The 18,350-nt window shown below is 44.7% G+C and carries 16 protein-coding genes; 7 read left to right on the forward strand and 9 right to left on the reverse strand.

The annotated features are described in order from the left end of the window. Positions 1–5: 5 nt before the first annotated feature. On the reverse strand, positions 6–1,547 hold the full coding sequence (gene amaB, locus AC1DV1_RS03150; RefSeq protein WP_477355473.1) for an L-piperidine-6-carboxylate dehydrogenase: 1,542 nt from the start codon (positions 1,545–1,547) through the stop codon (positions 6–8). A gap of 234 nt (positions 1,548–1,781) precedes the next feature. Between amaB and AC1DV1_RS03155 the strand changes: the two genes are divergently transcribed. Then, positions 1,782–3,185, forward strand: coding sequence for a tetratricopeptide repeat protein (locus AC1DV1_RS03155; protein WP_090638257.1), 1,404 nt, complete (start codon positions 1,782–1,784; stop codon positions 3,183–3,185). A gap of 140 nt (positions 3,186–3,325) precedes the next feature. On the opposite strand, the gene AC1DV1_RS03160 is transcribed toward AC1DV1_RS03155, so the two are convergent. Beyond that, on the reverse strand, positions 3,326–5,335 hold the full coding sequence (locus tag AC1DV1_RS03160; protein ID WP_477355108.1) for a TonB family protein: 2,010 nt from the start codon (positions 5,333–5,335) through the stop codon (positions 3,326–3,328). A gap of 2 nt (positions 5,336–5,337) precedes the next feature. Beyond that, a complete protein-coding gene (locus AC1DV1_RS03165) occupies positions 5,338–5,709 on the reverse strand; it encodes a BlaI/MecI/CopY family transcriptional regulator (RefSeq protein WP_090638409.1) in 372 nt (123 codons plus the stop codon). 163 nt (positions 5,710–5,872) lie between these two features. Here AC1DV1_RS03165 and AC1DV1_RS03170 point away from each other — a divergent pair, with 163 nt between their 5' ends. From AC1DV1_RS03170 to AC1DV1_RS03180, 3 genes are all read left to right on the forward strand, one after another. Then, positions 5,873–7,276 carry an MBL fold metallo-hydrolase RNA specificity domain-containing protein gene (locus AC1DV1_RS03170; RefSeq protein WP_477355111.1) on the forward strand — a complete coding sequence of 468 codons (1,404 nt, stop codon included), beginning with the start codon at positions 5,873–5,875 and terminating at the stop codon, positions 7,274–7,276. A gap of 77 nt (positions 7,277–7,353) precedes the next feature. Beyond that, entirely contained in the window at positions 7,354–7,845 is a 492-nt protein-coding gene (gene parS / locus AC1DV1_RS03175) for a type II RES/Xre toxin-antitoxin system antitoxin (protein ID WP_477355113.1), read from the forward strand. Between the two features lies 1 nt (position 7,846). Further along, complete coding sequence (locus AC1DV1_RS03180) at positions 7,847–8,296, forward strand: RES family NAD+ phosphorylase (RefSeq protein ID WP_477355116.1); 450 nt, start codon at positions 7,847–7,849, stop codon at positions 8,294–8,296. A gap of 55 nt (positions 8,297–8,351) precedes the next feature. Here the strand turns inward: AC1DV1_RS03180 and AC1DV1_RS03185 are convergent, their stop codons facing one another. After that, positions 8,352–9,920: a M28 family metallopeptidase gene (locus AC1DV1_RS03185; RefSeq protein WP_477355119.1), complete on the reverse strand. Its 1,569-nt coding sequence runs from the start codon at positions 9,918–9,920 to the stop codon at positions 8,352–8,354. 144 nt (positions 9,921–10,064) lie between these two features. Between AC1DV1_RS03185 and AC1DV1_RS03190 the strand changes: the two genes are divergently transcribed. Beyond that, on the forward strand, positions 10,065–10,421 hold the full coding sequence (locus tag AC1DV1_RS03190) for a bleomycin resistance protein (RefSeq protein WP_477355122.1): 357 nt from the start codon (positions 10,065–10,067) through the stop codon (positions 10,419–10,421). 14 nt (positions 10,422–10,435) lie between these two features. On the opposite strand, the gene AC1DV1_RS03195 is transcribed toward AC1DV1_RS03190, so the two are convergent. Next, positions 10,436–11,278, reverse strand: a complete 843-nt coding sequence (locus AC1DV1_RS03195) for an isoaspartyl peptidase/L-asparaginase (protein WP_477355125.1) — start codon at positions 11,276–11,278, stop codon at positions 10,436–10,438. A gap of 115 nt (positions 11,279–11,393) precedes the next feature. Next, positions 11,394–12,314 carry a cyanophycinase gene (locus tag AC1DV1_RS03200; protein WP_477355128.1) on the reverse strand — a complete coding sequence of 307 codons (921 nt, stop codon included), beginning with the start codon at positions 12,312–12,314 and terminating at the stop codon, positions 11,394–11,396. Between the two features lie 255 nt (positions 12,315–12,569). Here AC1DV1_RS03200 and cphA point away from each other — a divergent pair, with 255 nt between their 5' ends. Further along, entirely contained in the window at positions 12,570–15,197 is a 2,628-nt protein-coding gene (cphA, locus tag AC1DV1_RS03205) for a cyanophycin synthetase (protein WP_477355131.1), read from the forward strand. Between the two features lie 140 nt (positions 15,198–15,337). Here the strand turns inward: cphA and efp are convergent, their stop codons facing one another. Then, complete coding sequence (efp, locus tag AC1DV1_RS03210) at positions 15,338–15,901, reverse strand: elongation factor P (protein ID WP_477355133.1); 564 nt, start codon at positions 15,899–15,901, stop codon at positions 15,338–15,340. 338 nt (positions 15,902–16,239) lie between these two features. On the opposite strand from efp, the gene AC1DV1_RS03215 reads away from it, so the two are divergent. Beyond that, positions 16,240–16,443 carry a hypothetical protein gene (locus AC1DV1_RS03215; protein ID WP_477355136.1) on the forward strand — a complete coding sequence of 68 codons (204 nt, stop codon included), beginning with the start codon at positions 16,240–16,242 and terminating at the stop codon, positions 16,441–16,443. Between the two features lie 104 nt (positions 16,444–16,547). On the opposite strand, the gene AC1DV1_RS03220 is transcribed toward AC1DV1_RS03215, so the two are convergent. Further along, positions 16,548–17,516, reverse strand: a complete 969-nt coding sequence (locus AC1DV1_RS03220; RefSeq protein WP_477355139.1) for a zinc-binding alcohol dehydrogenase family protein — start codon at positions 17,514–17,516, stop codon at positions 16,548–16,550. Positions 17,517–17,523: 7 nt separating this feature from the next. Beyond that, the gene (locus AC1DV1_RS03225) at positions 17,524–18,345 is read right to left on the reverse strand and encodes an alpha/beta hydrolase (protein ID WP_477355142.1); all 822 of its coding nucleotides are present in this window, start codon (positions 18,343–18,345) and stop codon (positions 17,524–17,526) included. Positions 18,346–18,350 lie beyond the last annotated feature (5 nt).

Below are 18,350 nucleotides of genomic sequence, written 5' to 3' on the forward strand. Positions count from 1 at the left end.
AAAAATTAGAGGTCGAATTTGATCCCCTGGGCTAAAGGCAACGTTTTTGAATAATTAATAGTATTGGTTTGCCTCCTCATGTAAACCTTCCACGCATCAGATCCCGATTCGCGGCCGCCGCCGGTTTCTTTTTCGCCGCCAAAGGCACCGCCTATTTCGGCCCCCGATGTACCAATGTTTACGTTGGCAATTCCACAGTCAGAACCAGCATAGGATAAAAATTGTTCTGCCTCGCGTAAATTATTGGTCATAATGGCCGATGATAAGCCCTGTGGCACCCCATTTTGCAGCTCAACAGCCTCTTCGATGGTTGAATATTTAATCAGGTATAGTATTGGGGCGAAGGTTTCGTGCTGTACAATTTTGTAGTGATTTTCTACCTCGGCAATACAAGGTTTTACGTAACAGCCCGAAGCATAGGCATCGCCCTCCAGCTTGCCGCCTTCTACCACAAAGTTTCCGCCTTCGGCTTTGCATTTCTCAATCGAATTAAGATAAAGGGTAACAGCTTCGGTATCAATAAGCGGCCCCATGTGGTTATGCTCATCTAACGGGTTGCCTATACGTATCTGGCCATAGGCGCTTACCAGTTTTTGTTTAAAGGTATCGTAAACACTTTTGTGAATAATGAGTCGGCGTGTACTGGTACAACGCTGCCCGGCTGTGCCCACCGCGCCAAATACGGCGCCAATTAACGACATATCCAGGTCGGCATTTTCGGAGATAATGATGGAGTTGTTACCGCCAAGTTCCAGCAGGCTTTTGCCCAGTCGTGCGCCAACAGCCGCGCCAACAGCCTTACCCATACGGGTTGATCCCGTGGCCGATACCAGCGGTATCCGGGTATCATTGGCCATCAGTTCGCCAATGTTACGGTCGCCGTTAATTAAATTCAATACACCGTCGGCTATGTTATTCCTCTTTAAAACCTCCTGCGCTATGTGCTGGCAGGCAATGGCCGTTAAAGGTGTTTTTTCGGATGGTTTCCAAATGCTTACATCGCCACAAACCATGGCCAACAACGAGTTCCAGCTCCAAACGGCTACCGGGAAATTAAAGGCCGATATAATACCTACAATACCCAGCGGGTGGTATTGCTCATACATGCGGTGTTCTGGCCTTTCGCTGTGCATTGTTAGTCCGTACAGCTGGCGGCTCAGGCCAACTGCAAAATCGGCAATGTCAATCATTTCCTGCACTTCGCCCAGGCCCTCCTGCAGGCTTTTACCCATCTCGTAGGATACCAGGGTACCCAGGTCTTGTTTATTGGCACGCAGGGCCTCGCCTATCTGGCGTACAATCTCGCCTCGTTTAGGGGCCGGCGTTGTACGCCAGGTTTTAAACGCCGCAGCGGCCTGCTCAACTACCTGATTATAATCGGCTTCGGTAGCAAATTTAACCGACGCTATTTTTTGACCGTCAACCGGCGATGTAATATTTTTTATTGCTGCACCGGCGCTGCTGCCCCAGTTGCTGCCTGTACTAAAAGCATCATTTACATCGTTTATATGTAAACGTTTTAGAATGTCTGTTATATCAAGGCCCATAATTGTTACTTTTGCCAAAGGTAGAAATCTTTGAAGCAATTTTTTGAATTGCGGGTTTTTAATGATTACTGTTAATTATCAATACTTTGTAATTAACGGTTGTTAACAATGTTTGAATGTTGAAAACTTATTTGCAAATTGGTTGCTTACTTATTTGTATTTTGACTTTCAATAAGTCTTTACAAGACAATTACAATTGTTAACCTAAAGCGGATGTTCTGCAAACAAAATTGAATGGAAGAAGAATTTGAATTTGGTTTTACTGAAGATCCCAAATTTTCGGTAGAGCGGTACGAGGAAATGATTCGAAATCAAGACCAGTACTTTTTTGATGCCCAGGCGTTTGAGAACATTATCGACTATTACATCGAAAAGAATGATCCGGCCAGGGCACTACAGGTAGCAGAGTATGCGCGCAATCAGCACCCATTTGCAGCGGTATTTTTAATTAAACAGGCCCAGTTACTGGTAGTAGGCAATAAGGTACCCGAAGCTTTTGCAGCGCTTGAAAAAGCAGCCATGCTGGAGGCCTCAGATGCCGATATTTACATCATTCGCGGCAACCTGTACGAGAGTATGGAGCGTTTTAGCGAGGCCCTGGAAAATTATGAAAAAGCCCTTGGCCTGGCCGAGGAAACCGACGAAATACTGCTGCATATAGCTTACGTTTACCAGAACATGGGCGATTATGATACCGCCATAAGTTATCTTAAGCTGTGCCTTAAGCAAAATATGGAAAATCAGGATGCCCTTTACGAACTGGCTTTTTGCTACGATGTAATGGACAACCAGCAGGAAAGCGTACAGTTTTACCAGCAATACATCGACAACGAGCCTTATAGCTACGCCGCATGGTACAACCTGGGCAATGCCTATACCAAATTGAGCTTGTTTGAAAAAGCTATTGATGCGTATGACTATGCCATCCTGATTAAGGATAGCTTTGCATCGGCCTACTTTAACAAGGGTAATGCCCTGGTTAACCTGGAAAAATATGCCGAAGCTATTGAAGTGTACCGCCACACCTTTGAGTACGAGCAGCCCAATGCCGATACTTATTGCGCCATAGGCGAATGCTACGAAAAGCTGGAGCAGATGGATGACGCCCGTGCATTCTATAAAAAATCGGTAAAAATGGATCCAAAACTGGCAGATGCCTGGTTTGGTATCGGGGTTACACTTGATTTTGAGGAACGCTATTTTGAGGCGCTTCATTTTTACAAAAAAGCCCTTGATTTGGATATTGCCAATGCCGACTACTGGTTTGCTATTGCCGATGCCGAGTACAAACTGGGCCACATGACCGAGGCCGAACAGGCTTATGAAAAGGTGGTTGAGCTAAACCCGCTGGATATTGATGCCTGGCTGGATTACTCGTCTATATTGTATGAGCAGCAACGATTAGTTGGCGCTATCGAGATTATATCACAAGCCATTAAAAACAACCCTGAAGCTGCCGAGCTGTACTACAGGATGGTTGCCTATCTGTTTGCCAAAGGCGAATACAACGAAGCACTAAACCACCTGGAAATGGCCCTCACAAGCGATCCGGAAAAGCACTATATTTTATTTGATTACCTGCCTCAATTACAAAAAAACAAAGTGATTGTGGATATTATTAACCGGTACACGAAGTAGATCTCAAATGTGCAGATGATTGATTGAACGGGGTATGTTACTATAAATAAGAAAAGGGGATGACGATTTGCTGATCAAATCATCATCCCCTTTTATCATCTGCACATCTGAAATCTGCATATCTGCACATCGAAAAACACCTACTTCTTCGTAGTAATTTTTACAACGCCATTGATGCCTTTGTCGCCATATATGTCGATGGCGGATCGGTCTTTTAGTACATCAATACTTTGAATGCAGTTTACAGCGATGTTTTTTACACCGGCAGCGGCTATCTCTTTACCATCAAGCAAATAAAGCGGCTCGTTGGTCTTGCTATCTCTTCTCATCGTGAAGTAGCCCTTTTGGTCAGCATTGCCTGCAACACGTCCTTTAAATGTATCTTGTTGGGTTACAACCCCTGTGTAGGATGGGGTATTATCTTTTGATGGTATTACTTTCCCTGTTTTGTTTTCTGTGGCTTTGGCAGGCTTGTTATCATCAGCCAGTTTAAAGCTAATAGGGACGGAGTATTGCACCCGCACAGCTTTGCCCTTTTGCGTGCCAGGCGACCAATTGGGCGACATTGCCAGCACTCTGAGTGCTTCAGCATCAATATCTCGGCTTACTCCCCTGACAATTTTGTTGCCCGACAGCGAGCCGTCTTTTTCAACCACAAATGTAATTATCACCCGGCCTTGTATTCCTTTTTCGCGGGCATCTTTAGGGTAACGAATATTTGATCCCAGGAATTTGACAAATGCCTCAACCCCACCAGGAAATTCGGGCAAATGCTCAACAGAAGCAAACACGCTATTGGTTGAATTTGGCGGTAATTGCTCAATTACAGGTGGCGGATCGCCTTGCTGGCCTGCGTCTGCTGTTTTATCGCCCTTATCTAACGTAAAAGCTATAGGTACAGAAAACCGTGTACGTACTTTATGATGATTTTGAATCCCGGCCTTCCAGGTTGGCGAAAGCTTTAAAACCCTTATCGCCTCCTCATCAATTTCGGGGCTTACGCTGCGCTGTACCCTGATATTTGACAGACTACCGTCTTTTTCGACAATAAAGGTGCAAATTGCTCTTCCCTGTATGTGCTGTTGCCTGGCTACTACAGGATACCGGATATTTGATGCTATAAATTTACTAAAAGCCCCAATGCCTCCCGGAAACTCTGGCAATGTTTCTACCGATGAAAACACAGCATCGCCTGTAGTATCGGCCAGGCTTTTGATTTCGACGCCTTTTATCGGTTCGCTTTCGCTAAGCACGGTTGATAGATCAACCTGTGCGGCCGGGGTAATAAAAATTTCCTGCGCTTTACTGTTAATAGCCGTAACGGCCTGGCTATTATTGATGGTAGCAGATGACAGGATCAACATTAAAATGAACAGCGGTGCAGATAAACCATACTTAATAAGCCTGATGCGCTGCGATTTGTTTTTTTGCAGCATCATGATGCGTTGTTTCAGCAAACTATGGTTAAAAAAGGGGTTCACCAGCCGGTGGGTTGGCGTGTTAAACGTTTGGCTTAATAATAATAAGGCGTATTCGGCTTTGCTGGTGCCAGCCTGTACGGCTTGCCTGTCGGCAATGTATTCGTGAATGTGTTTAATTGCAATACGATAAAGATAAACAACCGGGTTAAACCAGTTAATGATCATTACCATTTCTACAAGCAGCACATCGGCCGAATGCCATTGCTGCGCGTGTACTTGTTCATGCGCTTCAATAACAGCGTTATCCGGGCCATCTTCGCTTAGCTTTACCGTTTTAAAAAAAGAATAAGGAACCTCGGCCTTGGGCATACGCATAACCCGGCGCAGTTTAAACAGCTGCAGGGTAAGCTTTGCCGATAAAATCAAAATACCCAATAAATACAGCGAGGCCAATATTTCGCCCATTTTAATGTGGCTGGTTTCCGTTGCATTAAGCTGGTATTGAATAGCTGGGAGGCTATAAATGGTGTATTTTACCTGCTGGGTTATAAAAAGATTTTGAACCCAATCGGCCTGTATAACGGGTATAAAAAATGAAAGAAGAGCGGCCGTGACAAGATAAATCCTGTTTAATTGAAAAAAGGTTTCTTTACGCAGCAACAAAACATAAAACGCATAAAATAAAACCAGGTAAATGTTTACCAGTAATAAATATTGCCACCAGCTCATAACTATTTGTCTTTAAGTTTTTCAATCAGTTTCATGATCTCATCAGCCTCTTTAAGATCAATTTTCTCTTTCTTTACAAAAAAGGAAAGCATCCGGTTAACCGAATTATCAAAATATCCGCTCAGTAATTTATCCGATGCAAAATCCTGGTATTGGTCTTTACTTACTATGGGATGGTACTGGTGGCTTTTACCAAATGCGGTGTGCCCCACAAAACCCTTTGTTTCCAGTATCCGGATAATGGTTGATACTGTATTGTAAGCCGGCTTTGGCTCGGGCAGCATGTCAATAACATCTTTTACGTATGCTTTTTCAAGCTGCCATAATACCTGCATTAGTTGTTCTTCGGCGCGGGTTAATTCTTTAATTTCCATGTGCGTTGTGTAAAAAATGCCAATGTTTTTTAAATCACACCGGCTATCCAATTGGTTAATCTAAGTTAGAAACTATAAATCAAAATAACAACTAAAAACTTAGTTTTGTTTTATTAAACATTAAATCCTCATCTTCGTTATGTTACTTTATACCCAATTATAAATGAATATAACTTTTCATGGCGCTGCACGTAACGTTACCGGCAGCAAGCATCTTATCCGCCTAAAAGACGACACCTCCATATTATTGGATTGCGGCATGTTCCAGGGCATGGGCGATCAATCTGACAACCTGAACGAGCATTTCGGGTTTAACCCGAAAAAGGTTGATTATATGGTATTATCGCATGCGCACATTGATCATTGCGGATTAATACCCCGGCTGGTTGCCGAAGGTTACAACGGCCCTATTTATTGCACCCCCGCCACCATGGATCTTGCCCGCATCCTCCTGATGGATTCGGCACATATCCAGATGCAGGATGCCGAGTATAGCAACAAGCACCGCGCACGCAAAGGCTTACCCCTGCTTGAGCCGCTTTATACAGATAAAGAGGCCATGGATGCACTAAGGCTTTTTAAACTTGTTGAATACAACGAAGAGTTTGAGATTACACCACAGATAAAACTAAAGCTTACCGATGCCGGGCATATTTTGGGCAGTGCGGCGGTGCACTTGGCAATTACCGAGGATGGCAAAGTTACCAACATTACCTTCAGCGGCGATGTTGGCCGTTATGATGATATGCTGCTGAACGATCCGCAACCGTTTGACCAGGCCGATTATATTTTACTTGAATCTACCTATGGCGATTCGTTACACAAGGACCAGGGCCCGATTGAGGAAGCTTTACTGGAAATTATTAAACAAACCTGCGAGGTTAAAGGCGGCAAAGTTATAATACCGGCTTTTAGCGTTGGCCGCACGCAGGAACTACTCTACGCGCTAAACGCCTTGGAGTTAAAAGACTCATTGCCCGATTTGCACTATTATGTAGATAGCCCCCTATCAGAAAAAGCTACCGAGGTTTTAATGAACCACCCCGAAGTGTATAATAAACAGGTTAAAGCCGTATTAAAAGTTGATGCCAATCCTTTCGGTTTTAAGGGCCTGCGTTTTATCCAGTCAACCGAAGAGTCAAAGGCGCTGAACGATGACCCGCGACCATGCGTTATCATCTCCTCATCGGGTATGGCCGAGGCCGGGCGTGTTAAGCACCATATTAAAAACAACATCAACAATAATAAAAACACCATTTTGATGGTAGGCTACTGCGAACCAAGCTCTCTTGGCGGGCACCTGCTTGCCGGCGATCATGAGGTACGCATTTTTGGTGAAATGTACCCTGTAAATGCCGAAGTACGCTCGATAAGATCAATGAGCGCCCATGGCGATTATGACGACTTGCTGCACTTTTTGGCCTGCCAGGATCCGGCGAAAGTAAAAGAGGTATTTCTTGTTCATGGCGAATACGACGTTCAACAACATTTTAGCAACAAACTAAAGGACAATGGTTTTACACGGGTTGAAATCCCTTACCAGCACCAAAAAATCGAAATAAAATAATTGGAAAAAATTCTATTTTTTTGGGAAATTTTTCTAAATTTGGATATATATATATATATATATATATATCAAACCCAATGGCAAACGACAAGCAACAAACCGGCAAAAAAAAAGCCCTTGTAATATATAAGGATACCGAAATGGTAAGCGTTGTAAATGACTTTGAAGGATCCTATATCCGCCAGCCAAAGTATACAGATGCGATCAGCTTGCTCAATACCTCAAAAAAAGGCCTGGAAGCAAAAACCGCCCTTGATTTTTTGGCATTATCGGGTTTTACACAGGACGAATTCCAGGAAACATTTAAAACCACAGTTAAAACTATCCAAAACCATGTTAACAAGGATTTAAAACTGGACGCCTCCCTAAGCGAAAAGCTGCTTAAATCATTTGCGCTATTTGATACCGGCATTGAAATATTTGGATCTGGCCGGGCTTTTCATCAATGGCTTACTACTCCGGCTTATGGGCTTGGTAACAGGTTGCCTTTTGATATGATGGATACTATTACCGGCATCCAACTTATCGAAGAAGAGCTTATCCGCTTACAATTTGGCGATTTGGCTTAAGATGCTGGTTTATCGTATTGCCCTCCAAAAATATGCGCACAAACTTGCCGCCTCGGGCAGGGCGGCCCGGTGGAATCCTAATGATGTGGAAATGGTATATACCGCATCGTCCCGCTCGCTTGCCTGCCTCGAGAATGTTGTTCACCGAAGCGAGGCAGGGCTTACCCTTGTTTTCAACGTGATGACAATTGCAGTACCGGATGAGTTAACCATACTCAGTATAAAAAAGGAAGATTTACAACTTAACTGGCAGGAATATGAACAAATGTTGTATACCCAGCAATTGGGCGAAAACTGGATCAACGAAAAACGCTCGGCCATATTAGCTGTACCATCCTCGATAATTGAAGAAGAAATAAACTACCTCATCAACCCAAAACACGACGACTTTAAAGCTATCCTGCTAATTAAAACAGAGCCCTTTACGTTTGATAAACGGATAAAGCAATAAAAAAGCGATGAGATAACCCATCGCTTTTTTATGCTGTTTGATATAATTCCATCAATTAAAATCCCCGCGCCGGTTGTGGCTTAGGCAATTCTTTACGTGGTATCATTTCTGCCCGTTGGCTGGTGTTGTACACAAACGATGCTATGATGGTTGCAGCCTGTTTCAAATCATCTTCAATCAGGCGATCATAGGTGTCCTGGTTACTGTGGTGTGTACGCGAGCCATAGTCAATAGCATCTTGTATAAACTGAAAGCCCGGAATGCCAACCGCATCAAAAGACTGATGATCTGTACCGCCTGTATTGCTAATGGTAACCGTAGTGGCGCCAAGGTCTTTAAACGGCTCCAGGTATGATTTAAATATCGGACCGGCAGCAGAGTCGCCTTGTAAATAGATACCCCTTATTTTACCGGTACCATTGTCAAGGTTATAATAAGCCGATAGCTTGGCCTGCTCAGGTTTCAATTCCATAGTTTTAGGATCGCCAAAATGGTTAAGCACATATCCACGTGAACCAAACAGCCCCTGTTCTTCCGAACTCCATAATGCTATACGGATGGTGCGTTTTGGTTTAAAGCCAATAGCTTTCAGTATACGCATAGCCTCCAGCATTACCGCGCTGCCGGCAGCGTTATCAGTTGCGCCGGTAGCGGCATGCCACGAATCAAGGTGACCACCTATCATTACCACCTGGTCTTTTAATTTTTTGTCGGTACCCGGTATTTCGCCAACTACGTCATAACCTTGCAGGTCATCGGTAAAAAACTGGGTTTTAATATCTGCTTCAAGCTGTACTGGTTTGCCTGCATTTACGAGGCGTAAAATACGTTGAAAATCTTCGCTGCTGGTTTCCAGTTCAGGCGCAACGGCCTTTGCGGTATCGGCATATGATGCGCCGTTGGTGGTAAATACGGTACCATCTGTACCCCGGGCCTGGCTTAGTACAAGGGCAACTTTCTCGGCCTGCAAAAATGTGCCTAACGAAGTCCTGAACGCACGCAGTTTACGCATTGCTGCAAACTGCGGCGAGTTTGGATCAAATGCAGTACGCTGGCGGGCAGGGGCCATGGTGGCCTTTTCCATCTTATCAAGCTCCTCATCGGTGTAACGGGCTGCATCTGATTTAAATGTCCGTTCGGTGAGTGGTTTGGTATCAAATATTACAATTTTACCGGCCAGCTTACCTTTGTACTTTTCCAGGTCGGCGGCCGAATCGGCTTTTACTACCATTACGTCGCCTTTTATCAAGCCACCTGTACCTGGGGTCCATGCTTTAGGGATAGCTATAATGGCATGATAGTATGGCACGGTAATAGCCGCGTAGTTTTTTTGAACTTCCCAACCCTTGCCAAATTTACCCCACGATTCCAGCTTGGCATTGGCTACGCCCCAGGTTTTCAACTGTTCAACTGCCCAGTTCTGAGCGCGTTTTAAACCCGGCGACCCTGCCAAACGTGGGCCTGATACATCGGTTAAGTAAAAGGCGGTTTCCATCACTTTAGAATGGTTAAGGCCTTCTTCGCGAATTTTTTGAACCACGGCAGGATCAACGGTTTCCTGTGCGAACAACTGTGCGCTTATGCCCGCAGAAAGCAGGCATGAAAAAAGTAGTTTTAGTTTCATAGTTAATAATTAATAAGATCAGTTAATAACAAACCTATTTATTAATCAACAAAAAACCGCGGCCACGCCTTAACAAAGTTGTTACATGTAAAAGTTTTTGAGGTATATTTGGGTTTATCCCTGAATTAAGCCAATTTTTAAGCCATGTTACAAAAAGCCATCCCCATCCTGGCATCATTGAATGCAGCAGAAACCATACAATTTTATACCGAAAAGCTAAACTTTGAATTAGTGGCTAATTGGGATGGATATGTTATTTTTAACCGGGACGAAATCACCATTCACCTTTGGCCTACTGACGACCCCGAACTTCCTAAAAATACCGGCTGCTACATCAACGTAACCGAGGTTGATAAGCTATACGCCGAATACACGCCTCAAGGCGTAGTGCACCCCAATGGCAAACTCAAAAACATGCCCTGGAAAAGGCGCCAGTTTAGCATCCTGGATAACAACGGTAATATTATTCATTTTGGAGAGGATACTTCGGTCGAAGTATAAAAGTAAACTGATCGTTAATCAAAAACCTCTACATCATCGTCATGCAGCGCCCAAACCATATAGGGATGGGTATCGGCATGGTAAATATGGCCATCGGCCGAAATACCGATAATGCCGGCAAAGCCGTCGTAGGGTTTCATTTCGTCTAGGGTTTTCCCGGCAGCAACCGAAATTGGCAAACCATCAGTAACCCGGGTGACAATTTTTGTCGCTACCGAACCACTTACAATGTCTTCGCCAACGCCCGTACAGGATACCGCTGCAAAACCATTGGCATAATTACCGGCGGTAGTTGCCGAATCACTTACCCGGCCCGGAATTTCGAAGCCTTTGCCACCTGTTGATGTAGCGGCTGCCAGGTTGCCATAAAGATCGAGCGCCACACAGCCAACAGTGCCTAACCTAATCGAGTCACTCAGTTTTTTTTCGTATTCATGCCTGCGTTGCGGAGTTTCGGGGTTATAATAGGCTATTCCATTTTCTGTAGCAAAATCCTTGGCGCCTTTGCCGCTCAAAACACGGTCGTCATAAGCCATCAGCTTTTCGGCTATACATATAGGGTTTTTTACATCCTCGATATTGATAACACCAGAAAACTTTTGCGTTTTACCATCCATTAATGAAGCACTCAGGCGAATTTTGCCATCACTTTGTATTTGCGAACCGGTACCGGCATTAAACAGGTCGCAATCTTCCAGCAGCCTAACGGTGTAAACAACGGTTTCCAGCGCGGTATGGCTTAACAGGTATCTATGACCCGCCAGCACAATATCTTTTAAAGCCTGTTGTTTGGCTTGTTTTACTTCCTGATTAGTTTGCGATTCGCTAAAGAAACCGCCATGGATAATAATCTTCATTTTGAATAATTTAGATGATTCAAAAATTTAGTGTAAAATAAACGCTTTGGGATAGGTTTATTAAAAAACAGCCAGGCTAAAGCCCTCTTTTTTTAGAGAGGGTTGGGTGAGACTCTTATTGCAAAAGGTCGCTGTCGGGCGCGTGTATAAACACACCCTCTTCCACCTTAACTGTCTTTTTAATCAATAAGCGGTGTTGTGCCAAATCGTATTTATCATATATAGACATCACATGCACTTTTAAATTTTCAATAGAAACCGGCGAGCCAATTTCGACATCATAAATATTGGTAGCTACAATATTCCTGCCATCCACCAAAATAATTAAGCCCGAACCAATGGCTTCCATGATGTTGCCTTCGGTTATCAGCAAACCGGCGTCTTCGCCCAGGCCAATACCCAAAATGCCGGGATTGGTTGCTACGGCGTACATTAACCTACCTATGCGGCCGCGTTGTACAAAATGGGTATCTACAATTACAGAGTCCACAAAACCCAATCCGGCAGTTATCTGCACCTCGCCTTTAATAAGCGCCTCGTTACTTTGGCCTCGGTAAATCATATGCGTTGATGCCGCTGCAGCCCCTGCCGATGTGCCTGCTATCACAAAGTTTTCATGCAGATATCTCTTTTTCAGGATCTGTAAAAACTCCGTTCCGCCAAAAATAGCGGTCAGCCTTAATTGGTCACCGCCGCTAAACATAACCACGTCTGCTTTGCGGATGCGGTCTAAATACTCTTTTTTTGCTGCGTCCTCGCGGCTTTTAATATGCAATACGTTAACGTGGGTAACATTAAGCTGCCCAAACGCTTTAATATACTCTTCGCCCACCAGCTCCGGAATCTGCGACGCAGTGGTAATAACCTCAACTAACGAGCCATGGTGCTTAGCCGATTCGGTAATAATCCGCTTTAAAATGCCCTGTTCAAAAAATTTAATATAGTCAGGCTGCAAAATGTGTTCCTGTATGGTTACGTTGCTCCCCATATCAACCGCACCGCCTATAATTATTAGTTTTCCTTTCGGGACAATCATTTCTTTTAAGTTTTGGGTTGATTGGGTTGGATTAGGTTGATTAGTTTAGTTTGCCCAAAAACAAAAGCAACCATTCTCTCAATCAACCTAATCCAACCCAATCAACTAATAAAACCACAAATTACGATAAAATGAACCAAAAACACAGTCTGTTATAAACAAATAATGCCTTTTTACCTTTAAAAGTTTTATTTACAGTGTTAAGTTTTATAGTTTTAAAGAAATTAAGCCCTTAAAGAATTTTGAAGCAAGCCTATGAAGATTGAGAATATACAAGTGTTGCGCGGCCCGAACATCTGGAGCATAAACCGCAAAAAATTAATACAGATGCGGCTTGACCTGCAGGAAATGGAACACAAGCCAACTAACGAGATTGATGGCTTTTATGAGCGTTTAGAAAAACTGCTTCCCTCGTTATACTCGCACCGCTGTTCGCCCGGAGTACCAGGCGGCTTTTTTCAGCGGGTTATTGCCGGCACCTGGATGGGACACGTTATTGAGCACATAGCGCTTGAAATACAAACCCTTGCCGGCATGGACACCGGCTTTGGCCGTACGCGTGAAACTAAAACAAAGGGCGTTTACAACGTGGTGTTTGCCTATATTGAAGAAAAGGTTGGTGCCTTTGCGGCAGAATCAGCCGTGCGGATTGCAGAAGCCCTTATAAAAGGCGAAGACTATAACCTGGAGGCAGATATACAGGAGATGCGCGAAATTCGTGAAAACACCCGTTTAGGGCCAAGCACAGGATCAATTGTAGAAGAGGCCATTGCAAGGGATATCCCATGGATCAGGCTCAACAATCAATCATTGGTACAGTTGGGCTATGGCAAAAACCAGGTACGTTTCCGCGCTACAATGACCGAGAAAACAAGCTGTATAGCCGTTGATATTGCCAGCAATAAGGATGAAACCAAGCGCATGCTACAGGAGCAAGCCATCCCGGTTGCTAAGGGCATGACCATATCATCTGTTGCCGGCGTAGCCGAAGTTATTCGTAAAGTGGGCTTTCCGTTGGTGTTTAAGCCGCTGGATGGCAACCATGGCAGGGGCATTTCTATCAATATCCGGACAGAAGAAGAAGCTATTGCTGCCTATGAGCATGCCGCCAAAATTTCGCGAAGGGTTATTGTGGAGCGTTTTATTACCGGCTATGATTTCCGTGTGCTGGTAATTGATAACAAAATGGTTGCCGCCGCCCTGCGCGACCCGGCTCATGTAACAGGTGATGGTGTATTAACCATACAGCAACTTATTGACAAGGAAAATACCGACCCACGCCGCGGATACGGACACGAGAATGTATTAACACTGATTTCTATTGACCGGGATACTTTGGACCTGCTTGAAAAAAAGGGTTACACACTTGATACGGTGCCGGTCAAAGGGGAAAAAGTGTTTGTAAAGTCGACCGCCAACTTAAGCACTGGTGGCACATCTGTTGATGTTACCGACCATGTGCACCCGCAAAACGTTTTTATTTGCGAACGCATATCAAAAATAATAGGCCTTGATATTTGCGGCATTGATATTATGGCCGAAAACCTGCACGAGCCCCTGACCGAAAACGGCGGCGTAATACTGGAGGTTAATGCCGCGCCCGGCTTCAGGATGCATATTGCGCCAAGCGAGGGCCTGCCACGCAACGTTGCAGGGCATGTGTTAGATATGCTTTATCCTCCGGGCAAGTCGGCTCGTATCCCTATTATTGCCATCACCGGCACCAATGGCAAAACTACCACAACCCGCCTGATAGCGCATATTGTAAGAAATAACGGGCATCGGGTAGGCTTTACCACATCTGATGGTATTTATGTGCAAAACACCATGATGCTTAAAGGAGATACTACCGGCCCGGTAAGTTCGGAGTTTATCCTGAAAGACCCTACCGTTGATTTTGYTGTATTGGAAACCGCCCGCGGCGGAATCCTGCGCTCGGGTTTGGGATTTGGCTTTTGCGATATTGGTGTAATTACCAACATCCAGGCAGATCATCTTGGCCTGGCCGATATTCATACACTCGACGACCTGGCAAGGGTAAAAGGCACTGTATTAAATTCAGTAAAAAAAGATGGCTGGGGCGTTTTAAATGCCGATAACGAGTATTGCGTTCGTTTAGGCAACAAGGCCGATTGCAACATAGCCTATTTTAGCCGTAACGAAAACAATCCTATCATCAAGGCGCATTGCCGCAAAGGCGGGATAGCTGCCGTTTGCGAGAATGGCTTTATCACCATCCAAAAAGGCGATTGGAAAATCCGCGTACAACGCACTATCCTTATCCCCTTAACTTTTGGCGGTACGGTACCGTTCATGATCGAGAATGTACTTGCGGCTACGTTGGCAACCTTCCTATGGGGGTTCAAGACCGAGGATATCAAAATGTCGTTAGAGACGTTTATTCCTTCTGCAGCGCAAACGCCGGGGCGTATGAACATCTTTGAGTTTAAAGATTTTAGGTTCATGATTGATTTTGCGCACAACCCGGACGGCTTTAACGGCATCAAGGAGTTTTTAAGGCATATCGATTCGCCATTGAAAATTGGCATTATAGCCGGCACCGGCGACAGGCGCGATGACGACATCCGCGAGGTTGGCAAAATAGCCGCCGAAATGTTTGATTACATCATCCTGCGGCAAGAAAAACACCTCCGCGGCCGTACCGAAGAAAACATATTAACCCTGCTTAAAGAGGGTATTTACTCTGTTGACGCCAATAAGCCTTGCGAAGTGGTATCAAAAGAAATTGACGCCATTAAACACGCTATGAGCATGGCCAAACCAGGCAGTTTTATAACCGCCCTTAGTGATGTCGTTGATAACGCCATCGAAACGGTACAAAATTACCAGGAGCAGGAAAGGAACGGGTTGTTTAATATTTAAGCCCCCTCCGCCCCCTGAAGGGGGTACTTTTGACTTGCATAAACAACAAATCCCGGTCCATTCGAACCGGGATTTGTTGTTTAATAATATTGGTGAATACGTTAATAAAAAAAGTACCCCCTTCAGGGGGCAGAGGGGGCCTACCCTTTCACTCTTTCTACATAGGTTCCGGTAGCGGTATCAACTTTTACCTTGTCGCCAATGTTAATAAAAAGTGGCACACGAATCTCTGCGCCGGTTTCTACAGTAGCGTTCTTTTGAGCACCACTCGAGGTATCGCCTTTAACGGCAGGTTCGGTATATGTAATTTCCAACTCGGCCGATCCGGGGATTGAGCCCATGATAGGCTCATCACTTTCAAAAGCTACTATAACGTTCATCCCCTCTTTTAAGAACTTAACCGCCGGGCCAAATAAAGCTTTGGGAACGTTATGCTGATCATAAGTGGCGTTATCCATTACTACTAACGAATCGCCATCCTCATATAAATATTGATAATCGCTGGTTTCAACACGGGCTATATCAACCTCCTCGTCAGTGCGGAAGCGGTATTCAACCAATTTTCCCGATTTTACGTTACGCATACGGGCCTGGTAAAATGCACGCAAGTTACCTGGTGTCCGGTGCAAAAATTCTTCTACCTGCACTAACTCGCCATTAAAGCGAAGCACATTTCCATTTTTAACATCTGATGCTTTGGCCATAAAATAATATTGAGGCGCAAAACTAAAAATTAGATTTGAGATGTGGGATATGAGATTTAAGATTTTTATACCGGAGATAATCAAGAGGTTAAAGCCCCGAACGTTGGGACTTTGAACAACCAAAACGACTTGCTTACTTGAACCAAACTGAGAAGTTTAAGTGGACAACATTACTGCGCCCGCTATGATGGGCATAGTTTTAAAACCGGCTATTTTCAAACCTATTTTACAAACAAGCCGCCGGACGGCATAAATAAAAGAAAAATCATTATTCTCTTTGATTTAATTCTCGCCAAACCATAAGCGTTGTTACTGAAAACAAGTAAAAAAGATCCTTCATGGATAATTATATGAAGACAGAGCAGCCCTATGCAATGTGTTTATTATTAAAGCAAACTGCCGCAAGTGACATGGAGCAAGTTTCTTCGGCCTTCAAAATCCCATATCCTCCTTTTGCCGAACAGCCTGACGGCGATTCTAATAACAATAGGCAGAAACTTTACAAACTGCCCATCATACACAATTACATCACCCTTTATTAAAGCCCATTACTTTGGCATGTTCCTGTAGTTCGGCCTTAAATCCAGGCTCGTAAAAAACGGGATTTTGGCAACAATTATCAGCCTACTTTACAGTTATATCGCTTTTAAATTTCCACCACAATTTTTCCTTTAGCCTGGTTGCTTTCCATGTAGGTATGTGCTTGGGCAACCTGGTTAAGTTTAAACACTTTATCAATGTTGAGTTTAATTGTTCCACCAGCTACGGCATCTATAAATTCCTGTAAATGGTCTTTATGAAGGTTGGAGGCATCGCCCATGTAAACTGTGAGGCGGCCCAGTGACGGAATATCGCCCATGGGGGTAAACTCGTTCATCGTCCAGCTGCCGCCCAGTATACCGGTCATGCAAACTACGCCTTTGGGCCTGATACATTTAAGCGAGTCTTTAAGGCTTGCGATACCAACCAGTTCAAGCACCTTATCAACGCCCTGCGGATATATTTGCCTTAGTTTTGAATTAACATCGCCATCGTCAATGATCACATGATCGGCGCCATTTTCTTTCAGGTGGGCAACTTTAGCTTCATCCCGGGTAGTTGAAATCACCGTCAACCCCTTACTTTTCGCCAGCTGGCAGGCCAGCATACCAATAGATGATGTACCACCGCGAATGAGTAATGTTTCGCCTGTTTTTATTTCCAATGCTTCATTCAGCGAGCCCGAAACCGTCTGGAACATTTCGGGGATGGCGCCAAGCACCGCCCAGGGCAAATCGCTTTCAAACGGAAAAACAATGGTATTGGGAACAAGCGTGTATTCGGCATATCCTCCGTCAAATTCGCGGCCCATGCCGCCCATTATGGCAGCCACTTTCTTGCCTTTGTGGTAAGTACCCGACGGATCATTCTCCACCTCGCCTACGCATTCAATACCTTGTATGCGCGGAAACATGATACCCGGCGAGTGACCCTGCCGCGTAAATAACTCCGACCGGTTTAAGCCAAAGGCTTTTATTTTAATTAACACCCAGCCTTCTTTTGCTGCTGGTATGGGTAGGTCCTGTATTTGTATAACTCCGGGCATACCGGGTTGTGTGGTTACTGCTGCTTTCATGCTGTTGTTAGTTTTTAGGAGCGTTTAAAAATTCTGCAACCTGGCCAAGCAATCTTTGTGATGCATCGGTATCGATACCCGATAACGGCCAAACGTGGTTTTGATTTTCGTAAATGGTTAAAGTTGCATCGGGCTGAACTTGTTTTACCGTATCATAAAAGTTCCTGCTGTCGTCCAGCAATATCTCATTGCTGCCAACCACAATAAGCACCGGTGGGAATTTGCTTAACTGCACGTTTTCGGGACTTACTGTTCCGAGGGGCGAATCGCCAATATAATCGGCGGCCGAGGCCTTTGCATATTCACGGCTCAGCACCGGATCAATGGCGCGGTTTTCTTCATGCGATGGATTATCGCAGTGCAAACTTATCCATGGCGAAATCAGTACTGCCGCATTGGGAGGTTGAACTTTTTGTTTAAGCATTTGAGCAACGGCATACACAATTAAACCGCCGCCGGCGCTATCTCCGATAAAATCAACCTGGTAGCCGGGGTAGCTGTTAAGCAGTTCTGTGTACACGGCAAAAACATCATCGGGTGCTGCCGGGAATGGGTTTTCGGGCGCCAGCGAATAATCGACAAACAAGATATTTGCGCCTGTCGCCACGGCAAAATGGCTTACCAGGGCCTCGTGCGAGCGGATGGAGCCAACCGCAAATGCGCCGCCGTGAAGGTACACAACTATCTTTTTAGGGTTGGCATTAACCGGGGTTAGCCAATAACAATTAACGCCGGCTATCAATACTTGTTCTGTTTTTACCGATGGCGCTTTAGGATAAATTGCGCCCAGGGTTTCAAACCGTTCTCTTCGTTTTTTTATATCTTCCATTGCTT

The sequence above is a fragment of the Mucilaginibacter sp. P4_D1 genome (assembly GCF_056401935.1).